Here is an 18,538-nt window from a genome sequence, read left to right as displayed (position 1 = left end):
CTTCAATGAGCAAAATCATGGTTTTGCCTTTTTAAGAATGAGAATAGTAATCATTATTTATCTCAATGTGGAGTGTTTATTCGCTTTCGGGTAGTAACCTTCTTATTTTCTCCATGAATACCAGATAACGACATTGGCATTTTACCAGGCCTACATTTTGTACGAAGCAGGCCTGGTTACAGGCATTCACCGTCTTCCACCTTTACGCATCAATCCTCAGCAAGACGAATCACTACCTTGCCGAAGTTTTTGCCGGTCAGCAGACCGATAAAGGTTTGTGGCGCATTTTCCAGACCGTCGGTCACCTGCTCGCGGTAGTGGATTTTGCCCTCTTTAACCCAGCGCCCCATCTCCCGCTGAAACTCATGAATACGGTGTCCATAATCCTGACCAATGATAAAACCCTGCATGCGGATACGCTTTTTCAGCAGCGTTGCCATTAACAGCGGTAATCTGTCAGGTCCGGCCGGAAGCGACGTTGCGTTATAACCGCTGACCAGGCCACAAAGCGGGATGCGCGCTGAGGTGTTGAGTAACGGCAGGACAGCATCAAATACTTTTCCACCGACGTTTTCGTAATAAATATCAATACCCTGTGGACAGGCTTTTGCCAGTTGTTGCGCAAAATCTTGTGCGTGGTGATCGAGACAAACATCAAAACCCAATACCTCGGTGGCATGTCGGCATTTCTCTGCCCCACCCGCCACACCGATCACCCGACAACCCTTAAGCTTACCGATCTGCCCGACCGTTGCGCCAACCGGCCCGGTTGCGGCAGCTACCACCAGCGTTTCCCCCGCTTTTGGCTGACCGATATCCAGCAGGCCCATATAAGCGGTAAACCCCGGCATACCCATAACACCCAGCGCCCAGGAGGGATGCTCGGGATGATCGCCAAGCTTCACCAGCCCGTTTCCGTCGGAGATGTCATAGTCCTGCCAACCGCTGTAGCTCAATACCCATTCGCCTGGCTGGTAGTCCGGATGGTGGGATGACACCACGCGACTTACGGTACCCCCCACCATGACACCACCAATCTCTACTGGTGGTGAGTAAGATGGCTCATCGCTCATGCGGCCACGCATGTAGGGATCGAGGGAAAGATAAACTGTGCGCAACAACATCTGGCCTTCGCCCGGTGTTGCGACTTCATCTTCTTCAAGACGGAAGTTCTCTGGGACTGGCGCGCCATGTGGACGGGAAGCCAGTACCCAACGACGGTTACGATTAGTCTGTTGACCCATGATGTGCTCCTCTGCTTTTGGCATGAATCCATCAATAGTAGCAGCCCGTTCCTGCTATTTAGCTGACGACGTGATTTAACCGCACAACCAGGTAAACGCAAGGTTGCGCGGTTTCATTGATAAACCGACAGTCATTCGGCGGGCCAAGTTCCAGGCAATCACCTGCCTGCATTTCATGGCGTACGTCCCCTTCGACAAAGACTAATTCCCCCTGCTGTAACCAGATAAGTTGTCTGGCCTGCACATAGGAAGAGGCTGGCATCGGGATATCACTTCCGGCAGGTAATTCGATCTGCACCAGATCGATAGGCAGATCGCTGCGCGGTGAAACATGGCGGCGCAGATAGTGGCTTTGTGGATCGTGCCAAACAGGCTGATCGACGAAGCGCAATAGCTTGCCCTCCTGCATTTCAGCCCGCGCAATCAGGGTAGACATGCTGATGCCAAACGCGCCGGAAAGCCTGCCCAGCAGCGTAGCCGTTGGACTACTCTCGCCGCGCTCTATTTTATGGATCATGGCCCGCGACACACCCGCGCGCTCGGCAAGTTCCGTGAGTGACCAACCGCGAGATTCCCGCTCAATGCGAATTCTTGCACTGATCCGTTGATTTATGCTGTCTTCAATAGTATTCATATTGTAATACTATAGTGAACAACCCCTGAGGTTCAACATGTCAATTCGATTTGCCAGCAAAGAAGACTGCGCCGCCATTGCAGAAATCTACAACCATGCGGTACTGCATACGGCGGCTATCTGGAACGATCAAACGGTCGATGCCGAAAACCGTATTTCCTGGTATGAAGCCCGCCAATTGATGGGGTATCCGGTGCTGGTGAGTGAAGAGAATGGCGTGGTTACAGGATACGCCTCCTTTGGCGACTGGCGTAACTTTGATGGCTTCCGTCATACCGTTGAACATTCGGTGTATGTTCATCCTGAACATCAGGGAAAAGGGCTAGGACGGGCACTGCTCAGCAGACTGATAGACGAAGCCCGCGCATGCGGCAAGCATGTGATGGTGGCAGGTATTGAGTCTCAGAATCAGGCATCACTGCATCTGCACAGCTTGCTGGGTTTTAAAACCACCGCGCAAATGCCGCAGGTTGGAACCAAATTTGGCCGTTGGCTGGATCTGACCTTCATGCAGTTACAGCTAGACGATCGCCGCGATCCGGATGCCCGTAGATGAACCAGACGCTGACCCTCTCCTTTCTGATTGCCGCAGGTATTGGTCTGGTGGTGCAAAATACCTTGATGGTACGCATCACCCAGACATCCTCGACGATCCTCATCGCCATGTTGCTTAACTCGCTGGTCGGGATCGTGCTGTTTGTCAGCATACTGTGGTTTAAACAAGGAGCTGCGGGATTTGGAGAACTGGTATCCAGCGTGCGCTGGTGGACGCTCATCCCCGGATTGCTGGGATCGTTCTTTGTTTTTGCCAGTATCAGTGGGTACCAAAATGTGGGGGCCGCTACCACTATCGCGGTGCTGGTGGCTAGCCAGTTAATCGGCGGGCTGGTGCTGGATATTCTACGTAGTCACGGCGTGCCGCTGCGGGCGCTGGTAGGTCCGGTCTGTGGCGCGGTGCTGTTGGTCATCGGGGCGTGGCTGGTGGCGAGACGTTCATTTTAATTGCCTGATGGCGCTTCGCTTATCAGACCTACAGAACGTGTCTGTAGGTCGGATAAGTGAAATATCAGAGGATTGTGCCGCCTTTGGTCAACTGTTCGCGACGGGCTTCCATATCTTCTTTATGCTGACGGCCATGATGTGCGATAGCCGTACGCAAACGCTGTTGCTGGGTATAGCGATCTTCCCGGCTCAACGCGACATCATCGCTGAGCTCAATCAGCAATTCATTCATATGCGTAATGACGCTCTCTTCAATGGCGGCATCAACACGTGCGCTGACCTCATCCAGATGCGACATAACCTCTCCTTAACTCATTAATTTAATTTTGCTTTTGAAAAATCACTGCCCATCAGGCTGACGCTGTATCCGCTAACGTTGCTGCGCGTAGCATAGAACGTTTTACCGTTTGCCAGGGCTATCCACGGAGCCTGCTGGTAGAAAATCTCTTGCGATTGCTGGTAAAGCGCGGCGCGCTCTTCCGGTTTACTCACCAGCTTCGCCTTTTGAACCAACGAATTATACTCTTTATCGCACCAGCGCGCGGCGTTAGATCCGGTTTTTATGCTGTCGCAGCCCAGCAGCACATCGGCGAAGTTATCCGGATCGCCGTTGTCTGACATCCAGCCAAACAATGCGGTGTCATGCTCACCTTTACGCATTCCGGAGAGATATTCCCCCCACTCGTACGACACAATTTTCGCCTTCACGCCCACCTTTGCCCAGTCGCTCTGGATCATCTCAGCAATCCGTCGGGAGTTCGGGTTGTAAGGGCGCTGAACCGGCATTGACCACAGCGTCGCTTCAAAGCCGTTTTCCAGCCCCGCCTGCTTCAGCAGATCTTTCGCCTTTTGCGGGTCGTAAGTGTAATCCTGCAGATCTTTATTGAAGCCCATCATATTCGGCGGAATCGGCGATTTCGCCACCGTACCGGAACCTAAAAAGACGGCGTTAATAATGGCCTTTTTATCGGTCGCGTAGTTTAGCGCCTGACGCACCAGTACGTTATCAAACGGTTTTTTCTCGGTATTAAACGCCAGATATCCGACGTTCAGCGCTTCAACCGCATGCAGCGTCAAATCTTTATTCTTTTTAATCTCGTCAAACTGTACGGGGGCTGGTGCCGGGATTATCTGGCACTCATTGGTTTGCAGTTTTGCCAGCCGCGTCTGGACGTTTGGCGTGATTGAGAAGATCAGGTGCTTCGTTGGAACGGCGCCATCCCAGTAGTTCGGGTTGGCAAGATAGCGGATTTGCGAGTCCTGCTTGTACTGTTGCAACACGTAAGGCCCGGTGCCAATCGGCCAGTTATCGACGTTTTCCGGGGTGCCTTTTTTCAGCATCGCGTCGGCATATTCCGCAGAAAGGATAGAGGCAAAATCCATACCCCAGTCGGCAAGAAACGCAGCATTAGGTTCATTGAGGACAAACTGAACATGATAATCATCGACCTTCTTCACTTCTTTAATCAGTTTATCCAGACCAACATCGTTAAAGTATTCGTAGCTTCCCTGAGAAACCTTGTGATACGGATGATCGGCATCTTTCTGCCGTAATACCGAGAAAATCACGTCATCTGCGTTGAAGTCGCGGGTCGGTTTAAAGAATTTATTACTGTTGAATTTCACGCCCTGACGCAGGGTAAACGTATAAGTCTTACCGTCCGGGGAAATCGTCCAGTCCGTTGCCAGAGACGGTATCGGGGTATTCTTTACCGGATCAAAGTTGATGAGTCGGTTGTAGAGCACCTGTGAACTGGCCACAAATGAAGGACCTGAACTGGCGATTTGCGGGTTAAATGACTCCGGAGATGCTTCAGAGCAATAGATGATGGTGTCAGTATTGGCCGCGAACGCAGCGCCTGACGGTAAGACGGCGCTGAGAGCCAGCGCGAGTAACGTTTTCCTTGCAATCATGGTTATAAGCCTTCTTATTTTATTATTAACAGGGATATCAGAGCATAGCTGACAAAAACTGACCAATAACAAATCACTATCAGGTTATTCTAATCCGGTGTATTTCGCTGAATAATTCATCACTCCAAGCGAATTAATTTCCCTTAAGTCTTTTTCAAAACGTCAAGATTTTTCCCGGCACTCTATGCCATGAAAATTAGCCCCTTTTTGCCTCTCTTTCGCCGTTTGCTCGTTTTTATAAAACGTAAAGTAGATACGTGAAGAAGTCTAAGGGGTAACAACGTGGCAAAAACTCTCTTGCGCAGCGGCAATTTGGATGACTATCAGGCCGTGGGCGGCGGTGGTCAGGCCGTGTTTGATTCAGCATTGCAAATTCGTGAAACGCTTCGTCTGCGTAAACAGCAGGCGATGGTGGATTGTCTGGCGATCCCACAAATTAACGACAACGGCGATCGGGTTGACTGGTATTCCCCGATAGAAGGGAAAGCCGTGGCGTGGAAAGCCGCTGATGAAGAAGCACGTTTTCGTGCGCTGCGCTATCTGGGGAGCACGCTGGAAAATGCGGCGACCCTGAGCCGTAAAAGCCTGCAATCGGGGAAAACCTCCCTACAGCTGTTTGGCTCGCTGCTCGAAAAAGCCATCCAGTTTCCCGGTGAAAATCACGTGTTTCTGGTTGATGGCAAACCCGTTATTACGTTCTGGGGCTTCGTCAATCTGAATGAAAATCCCCGCGACGATGTGCTCGACTGCCTGCGCATTGCCGATGTTCCTCCTGTGGTTACCGTAGCAGAGCCAGAACAGGAAGATGAAATCGCACCGGAAATTACCTTTGCCGAGGCCGATGTCCCCTTACTGACGCCGGTCGTTGATCTGCCAAAACCGGCTGAACCTGAACCTCAACCCCCGGTTATTGTTAACGAACCTGAAGTCACTGCCCCGCCGGTACATGAAAAGCCCATACGCCGCATATCGCTGTGGAGCCTACCCGTTGCCGCAGTGATTATTGCAGCCATCGTTGGGCCGCTGCTTTGGAAGCAACAGACCACCCAGCCCGTACCCGCAGTAGCCGCTATTGAAGTCGCTAAGGTTGATATGGCACCGCTGCCAGCACTGACATCTGTACTGCCCCTGCATCGTGCTGAAGTGACTCCAGCTGCGAAGAAAGAGAAACCTGTCGAAGGACCGGTGGTGATCGCCGCGATTCCAAAAGATGCGCTGGTGATGGATGCCAACCAGATGAAGGCAGGAACGACGCGTTTTCTCAACGGTAACTGGCGCGTCATGGTCGATGTTAAAGATCCGGTGAGCGGCAAAGCGCCGTCGCTGCGCTATCAGATCCAGGCCAATAAAGGCACTGCGCGCGTGGTTCATGGTGACAACATTGTTTGTCGTGCCGAGATTTTCTCTGGTTTGCACCAGTCGGGTGAATTAATGATTAAGAGTCGCGGCAATGCCCGTTGTACCGACGGTTCACGTTATCCGATGCCTGAAATTACCTGCAAAGCGGGAACCAATGACGTCGCCGCCTGTACCGCGCGTTATGACGATCACGCGGAAATCCCTCTGACGATCAAAAAGATAGGTGCCTGATTTTATGTTGGTGAATCTGTGTGATTACAAACAGAGCGTGACGCTCATCGCCAATAGCGGTGTGCAATTTCTGGATTTCGGCCTCACGCCGCAGGAATCTGCGCACCATGGACGCTTTGTGCGCAAAACGGCAAACGGTCCGCTACTGAGACTAGACTTCGATCTGACGTCAGGACGCTATACCCTACCGGGCAGCACCGGCGCGCAACCCGAAGTGGTGAAGCCGGAAAGTACTCAGACGCTGCACTATTCGCTGGACGTGCTCGACGGCGTCTGGCTGCCGCTGCCGTTTTTGCGCTTTAACCCGCCGCGTACGTTTGTTGAAGGCCCGGATAACTGGGCACGCGTGCAGGTGCGAAAGCTGCCGCAGCCGGACAGCGCAGGCAACACCCACCGTGTTACCGTAGCGCTGGACAGCCAGCTTACTGAAAATGCCCCTGCGGCGTTAACCCCCAACGAAAATGATCTGCTTAACGGTACACGGTTTGCGCTGGCCTGGCATGACAACGAAATTGCTGATTTCCTTGACCAGACCTGGATTGACGGCTGGTTGCGCGAATCTTTTATGCACCATGTCACCCAACATGAGAACCGCTCAGAACAAGAGATCCAGCAGGCGCTGCGTAACTTTGAATACCAGGCGCACTGGCTGAATGTGCTGACCCTGTTAGGTGAGCAGCTTTCCGTCCCGGAAGTGAAACTGGTTACGCACACCCTTAGCACACCCGCCATTCCCGTCGATCTTATTTTGGATATCGGTAATACCCATACCTGTGGTGTCCTGATTGAAGATCACGGGGATGCCAATGACGGGCTGCGTCAGACCGCTGAATTGCAGGTCCGTTCGTTAAGCGAGCCGCAGTTCCTCAACGATCCGCTATTCACCAGTCGGCTGGAGTTTTCCGAAGCGCGGTTCGGTAAACAGCACTTTTCCGTTGAGAGCGGACGTGATGACGCCTTTATCTGGCCGTCGATTGTACGTGTGGGTGATGAAGCCCGTAAGTTGGCGATGCAGCGTATGGGCACCGAGGGCAACAGTGGGATCTCCAGCCCGCGCCGCTATCTGTGGGATGAAACGCCGGTGCTGCATGACTGGCGCTTTAGCCAGATGAATGGCAAAACCCAGCGCGAACCGCTGGCTACCGCCTTCCCGCTGATGAACCTGATGAACGATGACGGGCAGCCGCTGTTCAGCCTGCCGCAGGACGATCGTCTGCCAGTGTTCTCACCACAATACAGCCGCAGCACGCTGATGACGCATATGCTGTGCGAAATACTGGCCCAGGCGCTGGGGCAAATTAACAGCGTAGCGACGCGTTTGCGCCTCGGATTCCCGGCGTCTCCTCGTCAGTTACGGACGCTGATCCTGACCCTACCGTCGGCGATGCCCAAACAGGAGCGCGAGATTTTCCGCCTGCGCATGTTTGAAGCTATTGCCCTGGTCTGGAAAGCAATGGGCTGGCACCCGCAGGATGAAGACTTCACCACCCGTAAGCAGCAGGAAAAGAGTGTGGTTCCCGTACCTGAAATTCAGATGGAATGGGATGAAGCCAGCTGCGGGCAACTGGTGTGGCTGTATAACGAAGCTATCTCACACTACGATGGCCACACCGAATCGTTCTTTAACGCCCTTGCCCGCCCGGACCGTTTGCCGGAGCCTGGTGAGACTAAAGGTCGAGCACTGCGCGTGGCATCGATCGATATTGGCGGCGGGACAACGGATATGGCTGTCGTTCATTACCAGCTTGATGACGGCGTTGGCGCGAATGTCAAAATTACCCCGCATCTGCTGTTCCGTGAAGGTTTTAAAGTTGCGGGCGATGACATGCTGCTGGACGTGATTCAGCGCTGCGTGTTGCCTGCGCTGCAAACCCGCTTACAACAGGCTGGCGTGACCGACGCCGCCGCATTGCTGGCCACGCTATTTGGCGATTCCGGGCGCATCGATACTCAAGCAATTCTGCGTCAACAAACGGCATTGCAGCTCTTTATGCCGCTTGGTCATGCGGTCCTCTCTGCCTGGGAACAAAGCGATATTAACGACCCGGTCGCCGGGCTACATGCCACCTTTGGGGAACTCCTGAGTCAACAACCCACGCGCAACGTGATGAACTACATCCAACAGGCTATCGACCATGCGTTGCCAGCAGGGTCGCTAGCGTTTGATGTTCTGAGCGTGCCGTTACAGGTACAGTTCAGGCAGTTACAAGAAGCACTATTGGCGGGGCAATTTACCCTGACTTCCCCACTGCACGCGGTTTGTGAGGCCATTTCACACTATCGCTGCGATATTTTATTAGTAACAGGCAGACCCGCCTGTTTACCGGGTGTACAGGCGTTGATCCGCCATCTGCAACCTGTTCCGGTTAACCGTATGATCTGGATGGATAACTACCGCGTGCATGAGTGGTATCCGTTCAGCCAACAGGGGCGGATTGGTAACCCTAAATCCACCGCTGCTGTAGGCGCTATGCTGTGCAGCCTGGCGCTGGATTTGCGTTTGCCACGTTTTAACTTTAAAGCTGCCGATATCGGCGCTTACTCGACCGTACGCTTTCTCGGTGTGCTGGATAATACGGTCAATACCCTGCGCGATGAGAACATCTGGTATCACGATATTGATCTGGATAAACCTGGGGCGAAGCTGGATGCCCGGTTGCATTTCCCGTTACGTGGCAACGTGACGTTAGGATTTCGGCAACTGGCAAACAGCCGCTGGCCTGCCACGCCGCTGTATACGCTCAGCATAAACTCTGCCGAACTGGCAAAAACTATCGCCGGAGATGGCGTATTGAATGTTCGGCTGCAGCTACGCGGCGGCAGCAAAGAAAGTGGCCCGGAATTCTTCATCCTGAGTGATGCCTGGTTACAGGATGGCACCCCCGTTGCCGCCAATGCCTTAACGTTAAAACTGAATACGCTGGCAGACCGTCGCCATAGCGGAAGCCATTACTGGATTGATAGCGGGAGCGTGTACCTGAAATGAGTAAGATGTTAAATACCGCGCAGGCCGCCATCGAGTGGGTGGTAGATACCCGTCAACGTGCGGCGCGTCTTGATGATGAAGCGGATGCCCTGCTGGCACAGCTTACGCTAGCCGCAGTGAGTGAATCTGCGTTGAAGGAGACCTTTTCATCGCAAGGATGTATAGGGTTATACGGACACTCACAATCGGCAAAAGCACATCTGCTGGCGGCATTGTGCTGCAATGCCACTGGCAAAGTGAATATTGTTACCCCGGATCGCAGCTTTGATTATTTCTCACATATTAATCCGGGCCATGCACCAACCAATATGGCGATCCGTTTTACGCGCGATGAAAATCCGCATGATAGCGAATGGCCGTTGCGTCTGCGATTACTCAGTGAAGCCGAACTGGTACAGCTATTTATCGCCCAGTTCAGCGCGCTCCCGGGCAACCGACAGGTCGAGAAATCGATTATTGAGGCGCGCCTGGAAAAATGGCAAACGCTGCGTCAGCGTCACCCGGTGCCGGGTATTACCGCACATGATGTTGCGGCAATTGGTCGTTTCTGGCGCTCCTGCATACCGGCAAACCAGCAGCAAATTGACGATGCACTATGGTATCAGTTTGCCACGTTGCTGCCCGCACTGGACCTGACTACCCGGGCAAACGCCTGGGCGTTACTGTGGGGAGAGCAACCAGAGCTGACGCAGCAGTGGCTGGCGCTGGCGCACACGTTGCAACAAACCGGACACGCGCAAGAATTAGCGGCCCCGCTGAGTCTGCTGGTTGATCATTTTGGTTTACCGGCCGAAAGTTTCCTGACCCAGGTGGCATTGACCGGCAATAATGAGACGCAAAGCGATGTGGTGGTTCATCCGATTGAAAATCATCAGTTGCTCAATGCGGTCAGTCTTTCTTTGTCGTCACTGGCGCTGCTCACGCGCGAGCTGGTTCTGACGGTTGAAGACTCGGTGCTGGAGAATGTCGATCTGCTCGATATTCCCCTCGCCCCGGATGCTCATCCTAACCCACTGTGGCAGGCAAAATTAGGCTGGATGCTGGAACATTATCGCCAGCACCTGCAACCGGATGTGCTCTTAATCTGCAACGCGGTCTCTGCCCGCGCCCAGACGCCCGCCATCACCCGCAAGCTGTTGGGCTGGGTCAACGATACCCAACCTGTTCATGATGCCGCATTACCGGGCGTGGTTTGGGCCATCACCCCACAGGATGCGCGTTTTAGTACCCAGCAAAACCTTGATGAATCCGTGCAGCAATTAATGGGCAAGCCCGGGCTGCATTGGGGTACATTGCAGGCGCTGGATAAACATAGCTTACAACGTCTTGTCGAATGGCTGACTCAGGCAACCTCACCACAGCAGCGCCAGGCCAGGTTGACTTCTCTACGCGAGCAGCATCAACAGCGCATCCGCGAAACGCTGATAAGCTGGATTAATCCCGCTCAAGCTGAATCGGATAGCCACGAGTCGGTGATCCGCCAGTTACAGGCGCAAGCGGCAAAACATGGCGAACTGCTGGATGGTTTGCTCCCGCCGATGCGCATTTTTGAGTCGCTGCTGCGTATTCAGCAACCACGCGAGGAGCAGGTAAGCGGTTTATTTAATGAAGAGATTGACCTGTTTGCCGAAGTGCGTGACACACTACACTCGCCGGAAAGTCAGGAGACCGGATATCAGGCACACAAAATGTGGATTAACCACGTGCGCCAGTGGTGTCGCGATGAAAATAATGCCCGCCGTTTACGACTCGATCCCCGTACGTTAAGGCTGGTTGCCGACATTCTCGTCACCACCAGCTATCGCCTGGAGATGCCACAACGCTTACAGCGCATTATGCAGCGAGAAAACGTCTGTGCCGCGCAGTTACACGCCGATATTGGTGATTTTATTACCTGGCTTGGATTTGCCGACGTTGCTGAGGAACAGCGCCCTGCCAGCAGGATCCAAAAAGGATCGGCTATTTTTAGCGCGCCGAAGCAATCGCCGATGTTACGCCTGACGAAGCTGGATGAACAACCTTCGCACGGCGCAAGCCGGTACGTTTACGACTGGCTGGTCGCGTTGTATACCCGCGCCAATGAAAACGTGGGATATCAGCATCCGCAGGATGTCAGCGAAGCCGATAAAAAACGATTAGATGCCCTGTTTTCCTCCTGAAACGGCGTATACGCCGTCATCAGAAAAGAGAAAACATCAGCGCAACGGGAAAACTCATCGGCCAGGTCGCCCCAACTAATACCGCGCTAAGAAAGCGGATCCGCTTTTTATCGCGGGAAAGAAACCAGGTGATGATTGCTGTGATGACGGCCATCACCGCATAAAAAACCAACATTTTTTGGTATAGGGACATTTAAGGCATCCTGGCCAGAAGAGAAAATCGCGCGCAATATGCTATTTTTCATGACTCACATCAAGTTTTATTAATTAATTTAAGAAAAACGGCTGTAAAACAACCCATTTTCATTATGTTCAGAATTCGTACTATTGCGGATAGTTATAAGCCGTACTATACCCATAAGGGTTAAAACGAAAGGTGGCAAAAATGAATGTTTCCAGTAAAACTGTGGTGCTGATAAATATATTTGCTGCTGTAGGACTTTTCAGTCTGATATCCGCAAGGTTCGGCTGGTTTGCTTGATGTAACTCTTCTTGATTAATTGCAGCGTCCGCTGGCAGAGAGGATCTTCTCTCTGCCATCAGTAAACGATCTTCCCACTCTGCTATCACTGGGTAAATTATCCTTAATATGTAATAACCCTAATCCTTCTGCGGCATTATATTGCCCGAATATCGGCCAGGTGTTGTGCCGGTATGTTGATGGAAGAACGCAATAAAAGCACTGTCGCTGACAAACTCCAGATATTGCGCGACCTGGCTGATATGGCCTCCGTCAGCCAACATCTCCATGGCTTTTAACAGCCTAAATTGCTGCCGCCAGTCCTGATAATTCATCCCGGTATCCCTGATAAATATTCGGCTGATCGTCCTCTCGCATGCCCCAACCTGTCGGGACAATTGATTCAGTCGTGGTGGCAATTCCCCCATGCGTAATCCCTTGAGCCACACGTTAAGCCGCGGATCTGAGGGATACTGCAATGTCCAGTTTTCAGTGCGGGCGGCACGCATTTCCTCACAAAAAACGGTAATGAGGCTGGACTGCTGTGCGGCAGGCATTTCCCATGGCCAGAAGGCCATACGTTCTATCACTTCAAAAAACAGCGGATTAACTTCGACTATCTGCAGCGGTAACTCAGATAACGGCAATGTGGTTGAAAAGTACAAAGAGCGATAAGCCATCACACCACGCATTATGGCGCGATGTACCGTGCCTGCCGGGATCCAAACCGCACGGCGTGGCGGTAGCAGACACAGGGCCTGCTCCAGTTCAATCGTAATACTTCCCGCTGCCGAAAAAAGTAGCTGATGACGAAGATGACTATGCCGCCCGGAATCATGTACGCCCATATCGGCAGCAATACCGATTACCGGTTTATCAAAACTATCCGCATCAAAAGCATCATCAGGGGCAATTTTCATTATCTGTCTGATATTTGATATTTAAAGTCCTGATAATGGTAATACGACATATTCCTTTCAGCAATAATGCCCGCCTGTTTTCTGTCTCTTTGGATATTGCTATGAACGCACTTCGTCGCCCACCGCTGTGGCTTCTTACGCTACTGATTATGTTTCCACAACTGGTGGAAACCATTTACAGCCCGGCATTGCCGGGTATCGCTACCTCTTTTCACGTAAGCAGTGAGCGCGCGGCTCAAACACTCTCCGTTTATTTTGTTGCCTTTGCCGTCGGCGTAGCGATGTGGGGTTGGCTAAGTGACTGCATCGGACGACGTTGGGCGATGCTGGCAGGGCTTATCTGCTATGGAACAGGTTGCGCATTGGCCGTTGTTGCCACCGACTTCAGCGTTTTGCTGCTGGCGCGGATGATCTCCGCCATCGGTGCGGCTGCGGGGTCGGTCGTGGTACAGACCATGCTAAGGGACAGTTATGAATCAACTGCGCTATCCCGCGTCTTTTCCTTGATGGGGGCCGCGCTGGCATTGAGTCCAGTTTTTGGCCTGCTAAGCGGAGGTTGGTTAGTGAGTCTGTATGGCCATACCGGTGTCTTTGTTGCCCTTGTGCTGTTGGCGTTGCTACTGCTAATACTGACAGCGACCATGCTGCCAGAAACCCGGCCCGAACATACGCTCAGCCCGAAGCTTGCCGCGCTGTTTTCCCGCATGATGCGGGACAGTGAGTTGCGGAAAAACGCCTTGCTGGTTGCCCTGCTGAACACCATGCTATTTAGCTATTACAGCCTGGCGCCGTTTCTTTTTGGGCAATTAGGATGGAGCTCCAGAGCCTTTGGCTGGACGGGGTTGCTACTTGCGTTTGCTTCTCTGTCAGGTAGCCTGCTGAACCGAAGACTGTTAACGACAGGTCTGACGCCGGAGCGACTTGTACGTTATGCCTGTGTGCTGGCAGCGTTGTCAGGTCTCGTCGCGTGGTGTTTACAGCACTCCGCGTGGATCTTGATTCCGGTGTTCGGCGTGGTGATTGCCTATGGTATCGCCATTCCCAATGTGCTGAGTCAGGCGCTGCGTCACTACCGTGAACAGGCCGGTGCCGCAGGTGCTTTGTTCGGATTAAGCTATTACCTGTTACTTGGGATGATGCTGGGTTTAGCAGGCATGGTGCAGCAACTGGGGCTGGTTCTGAGCGTCTGTGCCCTACTCGCCTGGCTTTGCAGCCAGGGCCGCAGATAAACCCGATGGCGATCCTGAAAGCACAAAGCCCCGGCTATATGCTGGGGCTTTGTTGTATCAATTAGCCTGACCTCGCGGATATTTCCAACTTACCGCCGTCCGATGGCGACGAGGCCAGTGGCGCGAATAGTATAGACACACGTATGCCAATATTTAGCTATCCGTGCCCCATTCGCCGATCGCGCTTAAGATATTACTCATGCTTGATCATAACATGGCGAATAACCGTGTAATCCTCTAGCCCATAAACCGACATATCCTTTCCATAGCCAGACTGTTTTTGCCCACCGTGCGGCATCTCGCTAACCAGCGTGAAATGGGTATTGACCCAGGTACAACCATATTGCAGGCGAGCGCTAAAGCGATGCGCTCGCCCAACATCCCTGGTCCAGACGGAGGATGCCAGGCCGTATTTCGAATCGTTGGCCCATGCTAGCACCTGATCTTCATCATCAAATACGGTCACGCTGACCACCGGACCGAAAACTTCCCGCTGTACGATGGCATCGTCCTGCTTCGCCCCAGCAAGCAGCGTCGGGGCAAAATAGTAGCCTGAACCATCCACTTTTTTACCGCCGGTGATGACCTTAATATGGCCCAACGCTTTAGCCTCATCGACCGCTTTAGTCACGCGATCGAGATGTGCCTGCGAGCTCACTGGTCCCAGCTCGGTCGATTCATCATTCGGCGGACCAATTTTCAGGCTGGCAACGGCGGCGCCAAGTTTTTCGACCAGTGCATCATAAATGCCTTTCTGGGCATAAATTCGGCAAGCGGCGGTACAGTCTTGCCCGGCGTTGTAATAACCAAAGGTCCGCACGCCGCTCACCACTGCATCCAGATCGGCATCATCAAAAATGATCACCGGAGCTTTTCCGCCCAGTTCCATATGCGTACGCTTAATTGACGGCGCGGTGTGCTGAATAATGTGTTCACCGGTTGCAATGGAGCCGGTCAGCGAAACCATGCGCACTTTTTCATGACCGGTCAGCGGATCGCCCACCGTTTTACCGCGGCCAAACAGCACGTTAATCACGCCAGCCGGATAAATGTCTTTGGCGAATTCGGCTAATTTAAGCGCCGTCAGCGGGGTAATTTCTGACGGTTTAATCACCACGCAGTTCCCCGCCGCCAACGCTGGAGCCAGCTTCCACGCCGCCATCATCAGCGGATAGTTCCACGGCGCAATAGAAGCCACCACGCCCAGCGGATCACGGCGAATCATCGAGGTATGCCCTTCCAGATATTCACCGGCCGCCTGTCCTTGCAGGGTACGCGCCGCACCGGCGAAGAAACGGAAAACATCGACAATAGCGGGAATTTCATCGTTGAGAACACAGTGTAGCGGTTTACCGCAGTTAAGTGATTCCAGCTCAGCGAAGGTTTGCGCGTTATCAGCAATAGCATCCGCTAGTTTCAGCAGCAGTTCAGAGCGGACTTTCGGCGTGGTTTGCCCCCAGGTGGCAAACGCGGCGTCTGCCGCACGTACAGCGGCATCAACCTGCATGGCTGACGCCTCAGCAATCTCCAGAATGAGTTCACCAGTGGCAGGGTTATAGACTGGCTGCTTTTCACCTTCACCGTTGACCAGCTCGCCATTAATCAGTAATTGATGTTGCATAGCAATTTCCCATATCGTCGTTTATTTACCGTTTCCGGCGAGAGTGTCGCCTTCACGCGTTAGCCACCAGGCCCCTAAAATTGGCAGTGTTGTCACCAGCATTACCAGCAATGCCACAACGTTGGTGACCGGCACATCCCGTGGACGGCCCAATTGATTGAGCAGCCACAGAGGAAGTGTTCTTTCATGTCCGGCGGTGAACGTTGTCACGATGATTTCATCAAACGACAAGGCAAACGCCAGCATCCCCCCCGCCAGAAGTGCCGATGCCAGGTTTGGCAGCACGACATAACGAAAGGTTTGCCAGCCATTGGCGCCAAGATCCATAGACGCTTCAACCAGACTCCATGAGGTACGGCGAAAACGCGCCACAACGTTGTTAAACACCACCACCACGCAAAACGTCGCATGGCCCACCACGATCGTGAGAAAACCCGGTTCCAGGTTGATGGTTTTAAACGCGGTCAACAGCGCAAGGCCGGTAATAATGCCCGGCAGCGCGATCGGCAACAGTAGCAACAGCGATATTGCACTTTTGCCAAAAAAGTCCCTACGCCACAGCGCGGCCGCGGCCAGCGTCCCCAGAACAAGGGCAATAGCTGTCGACAACGCAGCGATCTTAAGTGACAACGTCACAGACTCCAGAATATCGCTACGCTGCGCAGCAACGCTAAACCACTTCAGCGTTAATCCCTGGGGTGGAAAACTAAAAGCAGCCTCCTCAGTATTAAAAGCATAGGTGGCGATGATGAGGATGGGAAAGTGCAGGAAAATAACCCCGCCCCATGCCGCCAGTTTGAGTAGCCAGGGTGCGCGTTCAGAGTGCATCGAAAGCTCCCAGACGCTTCACGAACGCCAGATACAGTGCGATTAACACAATCGGCACCAGAGTAAATGCCGCCGCCATCGGCATATTGCCGATCGCCCCTTGTTGTGAATACACCATGTTGCCGATGAAATAGCCCGGCGGTCCCACCAGTTGCGGCACAATAAAGTCACCCAACGTCAGAGAGAAGGTAAAGATTGAACCCGCTGCAATGCCCGGTATCGCCAATGGAAGCACCACATAGCGGAAGGTTTGACGCGGACGCGCGCCCAAATCAGCAGAAGCCTGTAACAGCGACGGCGGAAGTCTCTCCAGCGCGGCCTGTACCGGCAGGATCATAAACGGCAGCCAGATATAGACGAACACCAGGAAACGCCCTAACCCTGAAGTCGACAGCGTATTGCCGCCTACCGCAGGCAATGTCAGGAACGAAAGCAGCAACGGCTCCAGCCCAAGGTGGGTTAAAAACCACTGCGCCACGCCGTCTTTAGCCAACAGCAGCGTCCACGCATAGGCTTTAACGATGTAGCTGGCCCACATTGGCAACATTACGGCAATGTAAAAAAAAGCCTTCATTTTGCCGCTGGTATAGCGAGCCATATACCACGCCATCGGAAACGCCAGAATCGCGCTGGCGATGGTGACTGCTACCGCCATCGTCAGAGTGCGCAAAATGATGTCGTAGTTAGCGGGATTAAACAGCGCCTGCAAATTCGCCAGCGTCAGGTCTGGTGTGACCGACATGGTGAAATCGTCGAAGGTATAAAAACCTTGCCACAACAGCGTCAGTAATGAGCCAAAGTAGACGATGCCAAACCACATCAGCGGTCCGAGGAGCAGCAAAAATAACCCCAGCCCCGGATTACGCCAGAAGTAACCTGAGATCCGGTTCAGGTTGGTCGACTGTGGAGGCGAATGTAAGACGTTCATAGCCATTCACCTCTCCTCAACCAGCGGTACCATCACGTCGCGTGACCAGGATGCCATCACCTGCTGACCTGGCGACAACGTTGACGGTAGCATTTCTCCCGTCAGGTTCGCCTGGCTAACCAGCAATTTTTCCCCTCCGGCGAGTTTTAGCTCAAACCGCGTCGCCGCCCCCTGATACTGCACCGCCTGAATAACCCCCCGGGCCTGAACTTCTCCTCCGGTATCATTCAAGCGAATGTGTTCCGGACGCAGGGAGAACATCCCCTGTAGCCCACAAACGTTAGCCGACATCGTCGCATCGAAGACATTGGACGTCCCGACGAAACTTGCCACAAACGGCGTACGTGGACGCATATACAGTTCACGCGGAGAATCTACCTGTTCAATGCGACCGTTATTAAACACCGCCACACGATCGGACATCGACAGGGCTTCACCCTGATCGTGAGTAACAAAAATGAACGTGATGCCAAGAGATTGCTGTAATTTTTTCAGTTCCAGCTGCATCTGTTCACGCAATTTAAGATCCAATGCCCCGAGCGGCTCATCCAACAGCAGGACGCGCGGCTCATTGACCAGCGCCCTGGCAATCGCCACGCGCTGACGTTGCCCACCGGAAAGCTGCGACGGTTTACGCTCATGCACAAAACCGAGTGCGACCTTATCCAGCGCTTCACGTGCTTTCGCGTGGCGCTGTTTTTTATCGATGCCTTTGACCATCAGCCCGTAGGCGACGTTGTCGAGAATCGACATGTGCGGGAACAACGCGTAATCCTGAAATACCGTATTGACGTCCCGTTCCCAGGGCGGCAATTCGCTGGCCTGCTTACCAAAAATGGTAATTGCGCCGCCTGACAGCTGCTCAAACCCGGCAATCAGGCGCAGACAAGTGGTCTTGCCGGAGCCGGATGGCCCCAGCATAGAGAAAAACTCACCGTCGTTAATCGCAATACTTACCCCATCAACTGCACGAACATCCCCATACAAACGCGAGACGTTATGAAACTCCACTGCGTACGTCAT

At 53.1% G+C, this 18,538-nt stretch carries 17 protein-coding genes; 7 read left to right on the top strand and 10 right to left on the bottom strand.

Annotated features, from left to right (window positions below):
- Positions 1-209: 209 nt before the first annotated feature.
- Both GHC22_RS11755 and GHC22_RS11750 read right to left on the bottom strand, forming a co-directional pair.
- The gene (locus GHC22_RS11755) at positions 210-1,244 is read right to left on the bottom strand and encodes an NADP-dependent oxidoreductase (protein WP_048214160.1); all 1,035 of its coding nucleotides are present in this window, start codon (positions 1,242-1,244) and stop codon (positions 210-212) included.
- 58 nt (positions 1,245-1,302) lie between these two features.
- Positions 1,303-1,878, bottom strand: a complete 576-nt coding sequence (locus tag GHC22_RS11750; RefSeq protein WP_003833097.1) for an XRE family transcriptional regulator — start codon at positions 1,876-1,878, stop codon at positions 1,303-1,305.
- A 37-nt stretch (positions 1,879-1,915) separates the two neighbouring features.
- Here GHC22_RS11750 and mddA point away from each other — a divergent pair, with 37 nt between their 5' ends.
- Both mddA and GHC22_RS11740 read left to right on the top strand, forming a co-directional pair.
- Positions 1,916-2,434 carry an L-methionine sulfoximine/L-methionine sulfone acetyltransferase gene (mddA, locus tag GHC22_RS11745; RefSeq protein WP_048235335.1) on the top strand — a complete coding sequence of 173 codons (519 nt, stop codon included), beginning with the start codon at positions 1,916-1,918 and terminating at the stop codon, positions 2,432-2,434.
- Positions 2,431-2,880, top strand: a complete 450-nt coding sequence (locus GHC22_RS11740) for a DMT family transporter (RefSeq protein WP_048227592.1) — start codon at positions 2,431-2,433, stop codon at positions 2,878-2,880. The genes mddA and GHC22_RS11740 overlap by 4 nt, the downstream gene beginning before the upstream one ends.
- A 64-nt stretch (positions 2,881-2,944) precedes the next feature.
- Here GHC22_RS11740 and GHC22_RS11735 read toward each other — a convergent pair whose 3' ends face one another.
- Together GHC22_RS11735 and GHC22_RS11730 are read right to left on the bottom strand one after the other, a co-directional pair.
- Positions 2,945-3,178 carry a YdcY family protein gene (locus GHC22_RS11735; protein ID WP_003020183.1) on the bottom strand — a complete coding sequence of 78 codons (234 nt, stop codon included), beginning with the start codon at positions 3,176-3,178 and terminating at the stop codon, positions 2,945-2,947.
- A gap of 17 nt (positions 3,179-3,195) precedes the next feature.
- Positions 3,196-4,794, bottom strand: coding sequence for an ABC transporter substrate-binding protein (locus tag GHC22_RS11730; RefSeq protein WP_103285243.1), 1,599 nt, complete (start codon positions 4,792-4,794; stop codon positions 3,196-3,198).
- 282 nt (positions 4,795-5,076) lie between these two features.
- Here GHC22_RS11730 and GHC22_RS11725 point away from each other — a divergent pair, with 282 nt between their 5' ends.
- The 3 genes from GHC22_RS11725 to GHC22_RS11715 are packed head-to-tail and all read left to right on the top strand — an operon-like array spanning position 5,077 to position 11,529.
- Complete coding sequence (locus GHC22_RS11725) at positions 5,077-6,384, top strand: SrfA family protein (RefSeq protein ID WP_153753024.1); 1,308 nt, start codon at positions 5,077-5,079, stop codon at positions 6,382-6,384.
- A gap of 4 nt (positions 6,385-6,388) precedes the next feature.
- Positions 6,389-9,370: a virulence factor SrfB gene (locus GHC22_RS11720; RefSeq protein WP_153753023.1), complete on the top strand. Its 2,982-nt coding sequence runs from the start codon at positions 6,389-6,391 to the stop codon at positions 9,368-9,370.
- On the top strand, positions 9,367-11,529 hold the full coding sequence (locus GHC22_RS11715; RefSeq protein WP_153753021.1) for a virulence factor SrfC family protein: 2,163 nt from the start codon (positions 9,367-9,369) through the stop codon (positions 11,527-11,529). The genes GHC22_RS11720 and GHC22_RS11715 overlap by 4 nt, the downstream gene beginning before the upstream one ends.
- 19 nt (positions 11,530-11,548) lie before the next feature.
- Here the strand turns inward: GHC22_RS11715 and GHC22_RS11710 are convergent, their stop codons facing one another.
- Positions 11,549-11,722 (bottom strand): GhoT/OrtT family toxin, encoded by a 174-nt coding sequence (locus tag GHC22_RS11710; RefSeq protein ID WP_003020198.1) that lies wholly within the window; start codon positions 11,720-11,722, stop codon positions 11,549-11,551.
- A gap of 192 nt (positions 11,723-11,914) precedes the next feature.
- Here GHC22_RS11710 and yncL point away from each other — a divergent pair, with 192 nt between their 5' ends.
- Complete coding sequence (gene yncL / locus GHC22_RS11705) at positions 11,915-12,010, top strand: stress response membrane protein YncL (RefSeq protein WP_071524268.1); 96 nt, start codon at positions 11,915-11,917, stop codon at positions 12,008-12,010.
- Between the two features lie 119 nt (positions 12,011-12,129).
- On the opposite strand, the gene GHC22_RS11700 is transcribed toward yncL, so the two are convergent.
- Positions 12,130-12,909 (bottom strand): helix-turn-helix domain-containing protein, encoded by a 780-nt coding sequence (locus tag GHC22_RS11700; protein ID WP_008784837.1) that lies wholly within the window; start codon positions 12,907-12,909, stop codon positions 12,130-12,132.
- A 101-nt stretch (positions 12,910-13,010) separates the two neighbouring features.
- On the opposite strand from GHC22_RS11700, the gene GHC22_RS11695 reads away from it, so the two are divergent.
- The gene (locus GHC22_RS11695; RefSeq protein WP_153753020.1) at positions 13,011-14,138 is read left to right on the top strand and encodes a multidrug effflux MFS transporter; all 1,128 of its coding nucleotides are present in this window, start codon (positions 13,011-13,013) and stop codon (positions 14,136-14,138) included.
- A gap of 193 nt (positions 14,139-14,331) precedes the next feature.
- Here the strand turns inward: GHC22_RS11695 and patD are convergent, their stop codons facing one another.
- Genes patD through GHC22_RS11675 form a run of 4 tightly spaced genes read right to left on the bottom strand, consistent with a single transcriptional unit; the run spans position 14,332 to position 18,538 of the window.
- Positions 14,332-15,759 (bottom strand): aminobutyraldehyde dehydrogenase, encoded by a 1,428-nt coding sequence (patD, locus tag GHC22_RS11690; protein WP_003833127.1) that lies wholly within the window; start codon positions 15,757-15,759, stop codon positions 14,332-14,334.
- A gap of 21 nt (positions 15,760-15,780) precedes the next feature.
- Positions 15,781-16,587 carry an ABC transporter permease gene (locus GHC22_RS11685; protein ID WP_003020204.1) on the bottom strand — a complete coding sequence of 269 codons (807 nt, stop codon included), beginning with the start codon at positions 16,585-16,587 and terminating at the stop codon, positions 15,781-15,783.
- Positions 16,577-17,521, bottom strand: coding sequence for an ABC transporter permease (locus tag GHC22_RS11680; RefSeq protein ID WP_003833133.1), 945 nt, complete (start codon positions 17,519-17,521; stop codon positions 16,577-16,579). The genes GHC22_RS11685 and GHC22_RS11680 overlap by 11 nt, the downstream gene beginning before the upstream one ends.
- Positions 17,522-18,538, bottom strand: coding sequence for an ABC transporter ATP-binding protein (locus tag GHC22_RS11675; RefSeq protein ID WP_048235324.1), 1,017 nt, complete (start codon positions 18,536-18,538; stop codon positions 17,522-17,524).

The sequence above is a fragment of the Citrobacter sp. H12-3-2 genome (genome assembly GCF_009649895.1).
GTDB classification, from domain to species: domain Bacteria; phylum Pseudomonadota; class Gammaproteobacteria; order Enterobacterales; family Enterobacteriaceae; genus Citrobacter; species Citrobacter portucalensis.
This window is presented reverse-complemented; position numbering and strand designations above follow the sequence as displayed.

What these genes read in the sequence shown, in the direction of transcription:
- GHC22_RS11710 (WP_003020198.1), bottom strand. Translation starts at nt 11,722, where the DNA reads ATGTCCCTATACCAAAAAATGTTGGTTTTTTATGCGGTGATGGCCGTC.
- GHC22_RS11715 (WP_153753021.1), top strand. Translation starts at nt 9,367, where the DNA reads ATGAGTAAGATGTTAAATACCGCGCAGGCCGCCATCGAGTGGGTGGTA.
- GHC22_RS11730 (WP_103285243.1), bottom strand. Translation starts at nt 4,794, where the DNA reads ATGATTGCAAGGAAAACGTTACTCGCGCTGGCTCTCAGCGCCGTCTTA.
- GHC22_RS11755 (WP_048214160.1), bottom strand. Translation starts at nt 1,244, where the DNA reads ATGGGTCAACAGACTAATCGTAACCGTCGTTGGGTACTGGCTTCCCGT.
- patD (WP_003833127.1), bottom strand. Translation starts at nt 15,759, where the DNA reads ATGCAACATCAATTACTGATTAATGGCGAGCTGGTCAACGGTGAAGGT.
- GHC22_RS11735 (WP_003020183.1), bottom strand. Translation starts at nt 3,178, where the DNA reads ATGTCGCATCTGGATGAGGTCAGCGCACGTGTTGATGCCGCCATTGAA.
- GHC22_RS11675 (WP_048235324.1), bottom strand. Translation starts at nt 18,538, where the DNA reads ATGACGTACGCAGTGGAGTTTCATAACGTCTCGCGTTTGTATGGGGAT.
- GHC22_RS11685 (WP_003020204.1), bottom strand. Translation starts at nt 16,587, where the DNA reads ATGCACTCTGAACGCGCACCCTGGCTACTCAAACTGGCGGCATGGGGC.
- GHC22_RS11680 (WP_003833133.1), bottom strand. Translation starts at nt 17,521, where the DNA reads ATGGCTATGAACGTCTTACATTCGCCTCCACAGTCGACCAACCTGAAC.
- mddA (WP_048235335.1), top strand. Translation starts at nt 1,916, where the DNA reads ATGTCAATTCGATTTGCCAGCAAAGAAGACTGCGCCGCCATTGCAGAA.
- GHC22_RS11740 (WP_048227592.1), top strand. Translation starts at nt 2,431, where the DNA reads ATGAACCAGACGCTGACCCTCTCCTTTCTGATTGCCGCAGGTATTGGT.
- GHC22_RS11750 (WP_003833097.1), bottom strand. Translation starts at nt 1,878, where the DNA reads ATGAATACTATTGAAGACAGCATAAATCAACGGATCAGTGCAAGAATT.
- GHC22_RS11700 (WP_008784837.1), bottom strand. Translation starts at nt 12,909, where the DNA reads ATGAAAATTGCCCCTGATGATGCTTTTGATGCGGATAGTTTTGATAAA.
- GHC22_RS11720 (WP_153753023.1), top strand. Translation starts at nt 6,389, where the DNA reads ATGTTGGTGAATCTGTGTGATTACAAACAGAGCGTGACGCTCATCGCC.
- yncL (WP_071524268.1), top strand. Translation starts at nt 11,915, where the DNA reads ATGAATGTTTCCAGTAAAACTGTGGTGCTGATAAATATATTTGCTGCT.
- GHC22_RS11695 (WP_153753020.1), top strand. Translation starts at nt 13,011, where the DNA reads ATGAACGCACTTCGTCGCCCACCGCTGTGGCTTCTTACGCTACTGATT.